This window comes from Massilia aurea (assembly GCF_024753205.1).
Taxonomy (GTDB): domain Bacteria; phylum Pseudomonadota; class Gammaproteobacteria; order Burkholderiales; family Burkholderiaceae_D; genus Telluria; species Telluria aurea.
This window is the reverse complement of record NZ_JANUGZ010000018.1, coordinates 1-1,809: the sequence shown is the minus strand read 5'-3', so window position 1 is coordinate 1,809 and position 1,809 is coordinate 1. Positions and strand designations below refer to the sequence as shown.

Sequence of the window (1,809 nt, the reverse complement as noted above, 5' to 3'; positions counted from 1 at the left end):
TTGGCAGGAGCGCCTGTTCTGCTTTCCCTTCCAACCGACCGACCACGTCCGCCTTCACAGTCCTATGCCGGCGGCAGGGTGGCACTGACTCTGTCTGCCGAGCTGACCGACGGTTTGCTCGCACTGGCCAAGCGCCACGGCGCCACCTTGTTCATGACCTTGCTGGCACCGTGGTCTGCATTACTGGCGCGCTTGTCCGGCCAGGACGACATCGTAATCGGAACCCCGGTCGCCAACCGACGCCACCAGCAGCTCGAACCTCTGATCGGATTTTTTGTCAATACCCTCGCGTTGCGTGTACGACTAAATGCTGAAACGTGCTGCACCGACCAACTAGTTGAACAGATCAAGGCACTCTCCTTAAAGGCCTACTCCCACCAAGACGTGCCGTTCGAGCAGGTGGTGGAAGCCGTCAATCCGGTCCGCAGTATGAGCTACAGCCCAATATTCCAGAGCGCAGTCACCCTCAACAATACGCCCCGCAGCCAGTTTACGCTGCCGGGCCTGAACATGATCTCGCTACCGGTTGACCAAAGCAATGCGCACTTCGACCTATCACTCAACTTGGCCGAATGCGATGGCATGCTGATTGGGAGCCTCGACTTTGCGAGCGACCTGTTTGACAGCGCCACGATCGAACGCTTCCGTGGCTACTTCCACAATCTTTTAGCCGCGATGACGGCCGAACCTACACGATCGTTATCCGTCTTGCCTTTGCTTAGTCAGGCCGACCTGCATCAGTTGCTGGTTTCATTCAACGACACAACGGTCTATCATCCGCAAGAGTGCCTGCTACACCAGCTGTTCGAGCAGCAGGCCATGCGCCAACCGGACTCCGTCGCCGTCGTCTTCGAAGACCAACACCTTAGCTATTCTAAACTGAACGGCCGCGCAAACCGCCTTGCGCACCGCCTTATCGCCCAAGGCGTCATCCCCGGAGCGCGGGTTGCGATCTGCATGGAACGCGGACCGGACATGATAGTTGGCCTACTTGCGATCCTGAAGGCGGGCGGCATCTACGTGCCGCTCGACCCAGACTATCCTCGTGATCGCCTAGGCTTTATCTTGTCGGACGCCGGCGTTGAGCACATACTCATTCCCGAACAGCTGAAAAAAAGCATGCCCGTGGATGGCATCAGGGCGCTTTGTCCCATTTCGGAGTGGGCAGGAATTGAGCAGTTCCCCGATTCTGCGCCGCTGATCAATGCAAACACTGCCTCAATCGCCTATATTACTTACACCTCGGGTTCGACCGGCTTACCTAAGGGTGTCGAAGCTAGCCACGCCGCGGCCGTCAACTATCTCACATTCATTACGACGAACTTCGAGGTCAAGCCGGAGGATAAGGTACTGCAAATCCCAACGATGTCCTTTGACGCCTCGGTCCGCGACATTTTTGGCACTCTGTCAAGCGGCGCCACCCTCGTCATGGTCCCTCAGAAAGATGCGAAGGACCCTAAGGCTCTTGCATCGCATATTGACGAATATCGCATATCGGCCTTGCTTAGTATTACGCCGTCCATGCTTGATGCGATCACGCAAACCAATAAGCACGCCGCCCGATCAGGACAGCTAAGATTGATTCTGGTTTCCGGCGAACCGCTGGATATTCACCATGTCGCCGCGGCGCATCGTTTTTTCGGTGCCCAGGCGTGTGTAGTGAACCAGTATGGGCCGACCGAATGCACAATGACGTCCACCTTTTTCCGAACCGAACCCGAAGCACGTGTTCTCATCGGCAAGCCGATCGCCAATACGCGTATCTATGTCCTCGACCCGCATGTCCGGCCGGTACCGATCGGCGTGGCC

The 1,809-nt window shown here is 57.0% G+C and carries 1 protein-coding gene; it reads left to right on the top strand.

Annotated features, from left to right (window positions below):
* Positions 1 to 1,809, top strand: a 1,809-nt coding sequence (locus NX775_RS23825; RefSeq protein ID WP_258838240.1) for a non-ribosomal peptide synthetase, incomplete at its 3' end; no start/stop codon positions are given.